We start from the raw sequence: 9,225 nt of genomic DNA, 5'->3' as shown, positions 1-9,225 counted from the left end.
GGGCGCGGAGCGGGGGTTGGTGAGAGGGTCGGGGCGAAGCCCCCGCGGTGTTCAACTGCACGTGTGCTTCGCCCGTACCCTCATCCGGCGCTTCGCGCCACCTTCTCCCGGGGGGAGAAGGGTAAAGCAGTCACAGGTCGAACTTGATGCCCTGCGCCAGCGGCAGCGAATCGGAGTAGTTGATGGTGTTGGTCTGCCGGCGCATGTAGACCTTCCATGCATCCGAGCCGGACTCGCGGCCGCCGCCGGTGTCCTTCTCGCCGCCGAACGCGCCGCCGATCTCGGCGCCGCTGGTGCCGATGTTGACGTTGGCGATGCCGCAGTCGCTGCCGGCCGCCGAAAGGAACTTCTCGGCGCTCTTCAGGTTGGTGGTGAAGATCGACGAGGACAGGCCCTGCGGCACGCCGTTCTGCATGTCGATGGCTTCGTCCAGCGTCGAATACTTCATCACGTACAGGATCGGTGCGAAGGTCTCGTGCTGGACGATCTCGTCGCTGTTCTTCAGGCCGGTGACGATCGCCGGCAGCACGAAGTTGCCCGGGCGGTCGATGGCGGTGCCGCCAGTCTCGACGGTGCCGCCGGCGGCCTTGGCCTTGGCGATCGAATCCAGGAACTGCTGCACGGCCTCCGGGCTGTTCAACGGGCCCATCAGGTTGGCCGCGTCCAGCGGGTCGCCGATCTTGCCTTCGACCTGCTTGTAGGCCTTGACCAGCGTGGCCAGCACGGCGTCGTGGATGGACTCGTGCACGATCAGGCGGCGGGTGGTGGTGCAGCGCTGACCGGCGGTGCCGACCGCGCCGAACACGATGCCCGGCACCGCTAGCTTCAGGTCGGCGGTTTCGTCGAGGATGATGGCGTTGTTGCCGCCCAGTTCCAGCAGGCAGCGGCCGAGGCGCTTGGCGACCTTCTCGTTGACGATGCGGCCGATCCGGGTGGAGCCGGTGAAGGAGATCAGCGGCACGCGCTTGTCGTCCACCAGCTTCTCCGACAGCGCGGTGCCGGCGTCGTTGACCAGGAAGAAGATGTCCGGGAAGCCGCCTTCCTTCAGCGCCTCGTTGCAGATCTTCATCGTCGCGATGGCGGTCAACGGGGTCTTGTTGGACGGCTTCCAGATGCACACGTCGCCGCAGATGGCGGCAAGAAATGCATTCCACGCCCACACCGCGACCGGGAAGTTGAACGCGGAGATGATGCCGACCAGGCCCAGCGGGTGGTACTGCTCGTACATGCGGTGGCCGGGGCGCTCGGAGTGCATGGTGTAGCCGTACAGCATGCGGCTCTGGCCCAGCGCGAAGTCGGCGATGTCGATCATCTCCTGCACTTCGCCGTCGCCCTCGGGCTTGGACTTGCCCATTTCCAGCGCGACCAGCGAACCCAGCGCATCCTTGTGCCGGCGCAGCGCCTCGCCGCACAGGCGCACGGCCTCGCCGCGGCGCGGGGCCGGGGTGGTGCGCCACGCCTTGTAGGCTTCCTGCGCGCGGGCGATGACGGTCTCGTAGTCGGCCTCGGTGGTGGCCTGCACCTGCGCGATCACCTCGCCGGTGGTCGGGTTGCGCGGCGACAGCACGCCGGCGCCGGTGGTGGTGGACCATTCCCCGTTACCCAGGTAGGTGCCAGCGTTGGAAGCGTCGAGGCCGAGCGCCTTGAGCAGTTCGAAGGACATGAAAACTCCTGATTGCCTTGCGTTGTAGGGCGCAGCCGCTGGCGAGGGTGGGGTGCGGCATGCAGAACCACGATTTTAGCAGAGCCCCGCCGGCTTCTCCCCGGCCGCGGGGGTGCGGCGGAGGGGGCGGGCGTGCCACAATGCGCGCCCTCGGCCCCGTAGCTCAGCTGGATAGAGCGGTCCCCTCCTAAGGGACAGGTCGCACGTTCGAATCGTGTCGGGGCCGCCATCGATGAACGCCCGTGCCGGCGCTTGCGGCCGCCACCGGCGTGCGCACAGACTGCGCCCATGTCTGCCACCGCGCGCCACCTGCGACGCTACCTCCGGCCCACCGGGCTGGAATGCCATGACCATGCGCAGTGGGTGCTGCCGCTGCACGGCGACCTGCAGTTCGAGGTGGGCGGTGCGGGCGGCAGCCTGGACCTGCTGCAGGGCGCCTTCGTCGCGCCGGGCGAAAGCCACGACCTGGAGGCACTGGGCGACAACTGCTGCCTGATCATCGACTGCCATCCCGGCGTGCTCGACGACGACACGCTCGAACACCTGTGCCGGCAGCGCTGGTTGGCGTTGTCCCGGGACATCCGCCGGCAGTTGCAGGACATCCATGCCAACGGCGTGGGGATGGACCCGCTGCCGCAGCTGCTGCGCTATTTCGCCCCGGCCGGCAGCGGCGCGCGGCTGCAGGCGCTGTGCATGACCATCGCCGCCGCGCCCGGCGCGGACTGGACGGTGGCGCGGATGGCGGCCGAAGTCGGGGTCGGCGGCAGCCGCCTGCATGCCTTGTTCGCCCGCGAATTCGGGCTTTCGCCGCAGGCCTGGGTCAGCGGTGCGCGCCTGCGCTGGGCCAAGCGGCAGCTGTTGGCCGGCACTGCCGGCATCAGCGACATCGCCCTGCGCGCCGGCTATTCCGAACAGAGTGCATTGACCCGCGCGCTGCGCCGGGAAACCGGGATGACGCCGCGGCAATGGCGGCTGGCGGGCAGTAGCCTGGGTCAATACGCCCAGGGGTGAGCCACCTACACTGCGCGCCTTCCCTCTCTGGGTGGTGCTGCGGTGAGCGTGAACCGTTCGATGGGCGTCGGCCTTGCCAATGGCGTGGCCTCCGGCGCGTTGTGGGGCGTGGTGTTCCTGGCACCGGCGATGCTGGCCGGGTTCGCGCCGCTGCAACTGGCTGCCTCGCGCTACCTTGTCTATGGCGCCATCGCGGCGGTACTGCTGGTGCCGCGCTGGCCGACGCTGCGCGCCACCATCGGCCGCGTCGAATGGACTGCGCTGGCATGGCTGAGCCTGCTCGGCAACCTGCTCTATTACGTGCTGCTGTCCATTTCGGTGCAGTGGAGCGGCGGTGCGGCGGCGTCGCTGATCGTCGGCATGGTGCCGGTGCTGGTGGCGGTCACCGGCGCGCGCGAGCCGGGCGCGGTGCCGCTGCCGAAACTGGCGCCGGCACTGTTCCTGTGCGTGGCCGGCGTGGTGCTGATGGGCGTCGCGGCGATGTCGTCCTCGCATGTGGCCGGGACGCCCGTGCAGCGCTTGCTCGGGTTGCTGTGCGGGGTAGGGGCGCTGGTGTCGTGGACGCTGTATTCGGTGGGCAACACGCGCTGGCTGGCGCGGCTGCCGCAGGTGTCCGGGCACGACTGGTCGTTGTTGACCGGGGTGGCTACCGGCGCATTGGCGCTGCTGGTTGCGCCATTGGCCTTCGCCGGCGGCGGACAGGGCCGGCCGACGTCCGAATGGGGGCTGTTCTGGCTGGTGGCGGCGGGCGTGGCGGTGTTTGCCTCGATCCTCGGCAACGCCTGCTGGAACCGCGCCAGCCGCGCGCTGCCGTTGACCCTGGGCGGGCAGATGATCGTGTTCGAGACGCTGTTCGGCCTGCTCTACGGTTTCCTGTGGCAGCAGCGCTGGCCGACGCTGCTGGAAATGCTGGCCGCCGGCTGCCTGCTCGCCGGCGTGGTGCTGAGTACCGCGGCGCATCGCCCGGCGGCCAACGTGCACGCGGCCGCGTAGGTCGGGGCTACGCCCCCGACACGTGAATGTCCGGATGCCTGGAGCGTCGGGGGCGTAGCCCCGACCTACGGTTTTCGCGCAATTGGTGGCGGGTCGGGGGATTGCAGAAGGGGCCGCCGGGATGCTTCGTTGCCTCGCCGGATTTTCCACGGCGCCGCTGCCCAAGCCGGGTGGCGGTGTTTTCAATGATGCTTGCGCACCAGATGGCCGATGATCGCGGTTGATGACATTTGCAACCGATGCCGGCAAGTTCGCCGATGATGGTTGCAGTTGATTTTTGCAACGCAACACTTGACAGCCCATTCATCGCTGGTGTCTTCTCGGCTCCATGCACATGTCACCGACCGCCACCGCCCACGCATTGCCGACCTCCGGCAGGTCGGCATCTGGCTGCATGTCGATTACCACCACCATTACCGTCACCACTCGCCCGGTGCGGCCCGTCGTCTTCGCGTAGTTTTCCGAAAACCACGGCCCCGCACCCGGATCAGGATGCGGGAAACCCATCCAGATGCGTGTCGGGGCCTCCAGCCGAGGTTCATCCGATGTCGCCAGTTGCCGCTCCCCCCGCCGAATCCGCCGCCGTGCGCACCGTCGTCCACAAGTTCGGCGGTACCTCGGTGGCCGATGCCGAGCGTTATCGCCACGTGGCGCAGCTGCTGCTGGCGCGCGAGGAGGCCATCCAGGTCACCGTGGTGTCGGCGATGAAGGGCGTGACCGATGCGCTGATCGAGCTGGCGAAGCTCGCGGCCAGCGGCGACGAGGCATGGCGCGAGCGCTGGCACGAACTGCGCGCGCGCCACCGCGCCGCGGCGGTGTCGCTGCTCGGCGAGCAGGTTGGCGGCACCATCGAATGGCTGGACGCGCGCTTCGAGCGGCTGGCGGAAATCCTCGCCGCGCTGGCGGTGATCGGCGAGTTGCCGCAGGAAGTGCTGGACCGCGTGCAGGGGCTGGGCGAGGTGTTCTCGGCGCAGTTGCTGGGCCGGCACCTGCAGGTATTGGGCGAGGACGCCGACGTGCTCGACGCGCGCGACGTGCTGGTGGTCAACCACGGCGAACTCGGCGTGGACGTGGACTGGAAGGCCAGCGCCGCCACGCTGGCGTTGTGGCGGCAGTCGCACCCGGCGCGGCGGCTGGTGGTCACCGGTTTCGTCGCCCGTGACCGCAAGGGCCACATCACCACGTTGGGCCGCAACGGCAGCGACTTTTCCGGCGCGATCTTCGCCGCGCTGTTCGCCGCCGACGAGCTGCACATCTGGACCGACGTGGACGGCGTGCTGTCGGCCGACCCGCGGGTGGTGCCCGAGGCGGTGCAGTTGGAAGCCTTGAGCTACGACGAAGCCTGCGAACTGGCCTATTTCGGTGCCAAGGTGGTGCACCCGCAGACGATGTCGCCGGCGATCGAGCGCGGCCTGCCGATCATCATCCGCAACACCTTTCAGCCGCAACATCCGGGCACGCGCATCACCGCGGCCAGCGGCGGGCGCGGGCCGATCAAGGGCCTGACCCTCAGCCCCGACCTTGCCGTGCTGAATGTCGAAGGCACCGGGCTGATCGGCGTGCCCGGCACCGCCGAGCGGGTGTTCGCCGCGCTGCGCAACGCGCACGTGTCGGTGGTGATGATCTCGCAGGGGTCGTCCGAGCATTCGATCTGCTGCGTGGTCAGGCAGGCCGAGGCCGGGCGCGCGCGCGATGCGGTGGTGCAGGCGTTCTCGCACGAACTGGCCGCGGGACAGGTGCAGCGCGTGCAGACCACCGAAGGCGTCAGCGTGCTGGCGGCGGTGGGCGATGGCATGGCCGGGCAACCGGGCGTGGCCGCGCGCCTGTTCGAGGCGCTGGGGCGGGCGCAGGTCAACATCCTCGCCATCGCGCAGGGGTCTTCGGAGCGCAACATCTCGGTGGTCGTCGATGGCAAGGACGCGACCAAGGCGCTGCGCGCCGCGCATGCCGGGTTCTGGCTGTCGCCGCAGACCTTCTCGGTCGGCGTGATCGGCCCCGGCAACGTCGGAGCGGCACTGCTGGAACAGCTGCGCAGCGCCCAGCCGCAACTGCTGGCGCGGGCGCGGCTGGACCTGCGCCTGCGTGCGATCGCCTCGCGCAGCCACATGCTGCTGGAAGCGCGCGGCGTGCAGGGCGACTGGAAGGCCGCGTTCGACGCCGCTTCGCAGCCGCTGGATCTGGACGCGTTCGCCGACCACCTGCTGTCCGCGCGCCTGCCGCACACGCTGATCATCGATTGCAGCGGCAGCGCCGAGGTGGCCGAGCGTTACGCCGGCTGGCTGGCCGCGGGCATCCACGTGGTCACGCCGAACAAGCAGGCCGGCTCCGGCCCGCTGGCGCGCTACCGGGCCATCCGCGAAGCCGCCGCCGCCACCGGCGCGCGCTTCCGCTACGAGGCCACGGTGGGCGCGGGCCTGCCGGTCATCACCACGCTGCGCGATCTGGTCGATACCGGCGATGAAGTCAGCGCGATCGCCGGCATCTTCTCCGGCACGCTGGCGTGGCTGTTCAACAAGTACGACGGCAGCGTGCCGTTCTCGCAGCTGGTCGCGCAGGCGCGGGCGATGGGCTACACCGAGCCGGACCCGCGCGACGACCTGTCCGGCGTGGATGTCGCGCGCAAGCTGGTGATCCTCGCGCGCGAGGCCGGGTACGAATCGAGTCTGGAGGACGTGGCGGTGGAGAGCCTGGTCCCCGAAGCCCTGCGCCAGGCCAGCGTCGAGGATTTCATGGCACGCCTGCACGAGGTGGATGCCGCGTTCGCGCAGCGACTGGCCGATGCCCGCGCGCGCGGCTTGGTGCTGCGCTACGTCGCGCAATTCGCGCCGGGGCAGGCGCCGAGCGTCGGGCTGGTGGAACTGCCGGCCGACCATGCCTTCGCCAACCTGCGCCTGACCGACAACGTGGTGCAGTTCACCACCCGCCGCTACTGCGACAACCCGCTGGTGGTGCAGGGCCCCGGCGCAGGGCCGGAAGTGACCGCGGCCGGCGTGTTCGCCGACGTGCTGCGGGTGGCGGCGGGCGAGGGGGCAAGGCTGTGAGTGCAGGCGTGACGGACAACGGCGTGCGCGAGGCGCGCGCCTTCGCCCCGGCCTCGGTGGCGAACGTGGCGGTCGGTTTCGACCTGCTGGGTTATGCGGTGGCCGGCGTCGGCGACACGGTGACGGTGCGGCGCATCGAGGCAAAGGAAGTGCGCATCGCCGCCATCCGCGGCGCGGCGGTGGAACTGCCGACGCAGGCGGCGAGCAATACCGCGGGTGCGGCGCTGATCGCGCTGCGGCAGGCGCTGGCGCTGCCGTTCGGTTTCGAGGTCGAGATCGACAAGGGCATTCCGCTCAGTTCCGGCATGGGCGGCTCGGCGGCCTCGTGCGTGGCGGCGCTGGTCGCGGCCAACGCATTGCTGGACCAGCCGCTGGCCCGCGAGCAGCTGTACCTGCATTCGCTGGAAGGCGAGGCGGTCGCCAGCGGCAGCCGCCACGGCGACAACCTCGGGCCGATGTTCCTCGGCGGGCTGGTGCTTTCCACGCTGGAACGGCTGGTGCCGGTGCCGGTTCCGGCGCAGTGGCACAGCCTGCTGGTGCACCCGGATGCCTTGCTGGAAACCCGCCGCGCACGCGCCGCGTTGCAGGGCAGCTACGCGTTGCAGGAGTTCGTCGCGCAAAGCACCAACCTGGCGCTGGTACTGGCCGGCTGCCATGCCGGCGATGCCACGCTGGTGCGCGCAGGCCTGCGTGATGCGCTGGTCGAACCACGCCGTGCGCCGCTGATCGCAGGTTTCGATGCCGCCAAGCAGGCCGCGCTGCAGGCGGGCGCGATGGGTGCCAGCATTTCCGGCGCGGGGCCCAGCGTGTTCGCGTGGTACGAAACCGCCGAAGCCGCGCAGGCCGCCGCACCGAAGGTGCAGGCCGCGTTCGCCGCCGCCGGCTTCGACAGCCAGAGCTGGGTAACGCCATTGAACAGCCCCGGCGCGCATCTGCTTTGAAGCTTTTCAAAGCCCCTCTCCCTCCGGGAGAGGGGTTGGGGTGAGGGTACGGGCGGAGCCTCGTGATATCGGGCTGTACGAGGCTTCGCCCGAACCCTCATCCTCCCCTTCGGGGCACCTGCATTCGGCACATCCCTGTGCCTCACCCTACGGGCGGCTTCGCCGTGCAGCTTGGCAATCCTGCCAAGCTGTCTCCCGCAGGGAGAAGGGAAACGCATCGCGTCTCGCAAGAAACAACCTCATTCGGAACCTCCCATGCACTTCATCTCCACCCGCAACAACGCCCCTGCCGCCACCCTCAGCCAGGCCATCGCCGCCGGTCTGGCCCCCGATGGCGGCCTGTATGTCCCGCAGCAGATGCCGCCCGCGCGCGATTTGCAGGCCGGCGCATCATTGGCCGAAACCGCCGCCACACTACTGCAGCCCTTCTTCGCCAACGACGCACTGGAAGCCGGGTTGCCGCGCATCTGCACCGAAGCCTTCGACTTCCCCGCGCCATTGCGGGCGCTGGCCACGCGCAACGACCACGTGCTGGAGCTGTTCCACGGCCCCACCGCCGCGTTCAAGGATTTCGGCGCGCGATTCCTCGCCGCCAGCCTGTCGCGGCTGCGCGCGGGGCAGGAGCAACCATTGACGATCGTCGTCGCCACCTCCGGCGATACCGGCGCGGCGGTGGCCGCGGCCTTCCACGACCAGCCGAACCTGCAGGTGGTGGTGCTGTACCCGGATGGCCGCGTGTCGCCGCGGCAGGCGCATCAGTTGGGCTGCCTCGGCGGCAACATCCGCGCGCTGCGCGTGGCCGGCTCGTTCGACGACTGCCAGGGCATGGCCAAGCAGGCCTTGAACGACGCCGAATTGCAGGCGCAGGTACCGCTCAGCTCGGCCAACAGCATCAGCCTCGGCCGCCTGCTGCCGCAGATGAGCTATTACGCCCACGCCGCCCTCACGCACCGCGCCGCGCACGGTACGTCGCTGAATTTCGTCATCCCCACCGGCAACCTCGGCAACGCGATGGCGGCGATCATGGCGCGCGCGCTGGGCGTGCCGCTGGGCCGCATCGTGCTGGCGACCAATGCCAACCGCGTGCTGCCGGACTATTTCGCCGGCGGCGACTACCGGCCCAAGGCCAGCCTCGCCACGCTCGCCAACGCGATGGACGTGGGCGCGCCCAGCAACTTCGAGCGCCTGCGCTGGCTGTATGCCGGCGACGATGCGGCGCTGCGCGCGGCCTTCGTGTCACGTGCGGTCGACGATGCCACCATCCGCGACACCATCGCCACGCGTCATCGCCGGTTTGGCGAAGTGTTCTGCCCGCATACCGCCACCGCGGTGCACGTGCTGGAGCAGCTGCGTGCCAGTGGCGAGGCGGCCGCGGACGAGCACTGGGCGGTGGCGGCCACCGCCCACCCGGCCAAGTTCGAATCGGTGGTCGAACCGCTGATCGGCCGCGAGGTGCCGGTGCCGCCGGCGCTGGCCGAACTGCTGGAGCGCCCGGCGCACGCCGAGCCTTGCGCCCCCGAGTACGCCGTGTTGCGCGAAAAGCTGGGCTGAGTAGGTCGGGGCTATGTCCCCGACG

Annotated in this window: 6 protein-coding genes and 1 tRNA gene; 6 read left to right on the top strand and 1 reads right to left on the bottom strand. The window is 69.8% G+C overall.

Features of this window, described 5'->3' with window-relative positions:
* Positions 1-130: 130 nt before the first annotated feature.
* Complete coding sequence (gene amaB, locus ABB34_RS14150; RefSeq protein ID WP_057642019.1) at positions 131-1,663, bottom strand: L-piperidine-6-carboxylate dehydrogenase; 1,533 nt, start codon at positions 1,661-1,663, stop codon at positions 131-133.
* 152 nt (positions 1,664-1,815) lie between these two features.
* Between amaB and ABB34_RS14145 the strand changes: the two genes are divergently transcribed.
* From ABB34_RS14145 to thrC, 6 genes are all read left to right on the top strand, one after another.
* Positions 1,816-1,892, top strand: a tRNA-Arg gene (locus ABB34_RS14145).
* A gap of 59 nt (positions 1,893-1,951) precedes the next feature.
* Positions 1,952-2,674 (top strand): helix-turn-helix transcriptional regulator, encoded by a 723-nt coding sequence (locus ABB34_RS14140; RefSeq protein ID WP_057642018.1) that lies wholly within the window; start codon positions 1,952-1,954, stop codon positions 2,672-2,674.
* 48 nt (positions 2,675-2,722) lie between these two features.
* Entirely contained in the window at positions 2,723-3,667 is a 945-nt protein-coding gene (locus tag ABB34_RS14135) for a DMT family transporter (protein WP_425478993.1), read from the top strand.
* Between the two features lie 545 nt (positions 3,668-4,212).
* Positions 4,213-6,708: a bifunctional aspartate kinase/homoserine dehydrogenase I gene (gene thrA, locus ABB34_RS14130; protein WP_057642017.1), complete on the top strand. Its 2,496-nt coding sequence runs from the start codon at positions 4,213-4,215 to the stop codon at positions 6,706-6,708.
* Positions 6,709-6,716: 8 nt separating this feature from the next.
* Complete coding sequence (locus ABB34_RS14125) at positions 6,717-7,649, top strand: homoserine kinase (RefSeq protein ID WP_057642016.1); 933 nt, start codon at positions 6,717-6,719, stop codon at positions 7,647-7,649.
* A 255-nt stretch (positions 7,650-7,904) separates the two neighbouring features.
* On the top strand, positions 7,905-9,200 hold the full coding sequence (thrC, locus tag ABB34_RS14120) for a threonine synthase (protein ID WP_057642015.1): 1,296 nt from the start codon (positions 7,905-7,907) through the stop codon (positions 9,198-9,200).
* Positions 9,201-9,225 lie beyond the last annotated feature (25 nt).

It is taken from the genome of Stenotrophomonas daejeonensis (genome assembly GCF_001431505.1).
Classification (GTDB): Bacteria; Pseudomonadota; Gammaproteobacteria; order Xanthomonadales; family Xanthomonadaceae; genus Stenotrophomonas; species Stenotrophomonas daejeonensis.
Note: the sequence above shows the minus strand (reverse complement) of the source record. Positions and strands in the feature narration are given on the sequence as shown.

Excerpts from the sequence above, each read along its gene's own strand:
- thrA (WP_057642017.1), top strand. The coding sequence starts at position 4,213 with ATGTCGCCAGTTGCCGCTCCCCCCGCCGAATCCGCCGCCGTGCGCACC.
- thrC (WP_057642015.1), top strand. The coding sequence starts at position 7,905 with ATGCACTTCATCTCCACCCGCAACAACGCCCCTGCCGCCACCCTCAGC.
- ABB34_RS14140 (WP_057642018.1), top strand. The coding sequence starts at position 1,952 with ATGTCTGCCACCGCGCGCCACCTGCGACGCTACCTCCGGCCCACCGGG.
- amaB (WP_057642019.1), bottom strand. The coding sequence starts at position 1,663 with ATGTCCTTCGAACTGCTCAAGGCGCTCGGCCTCGACGCTTCCAACGCT.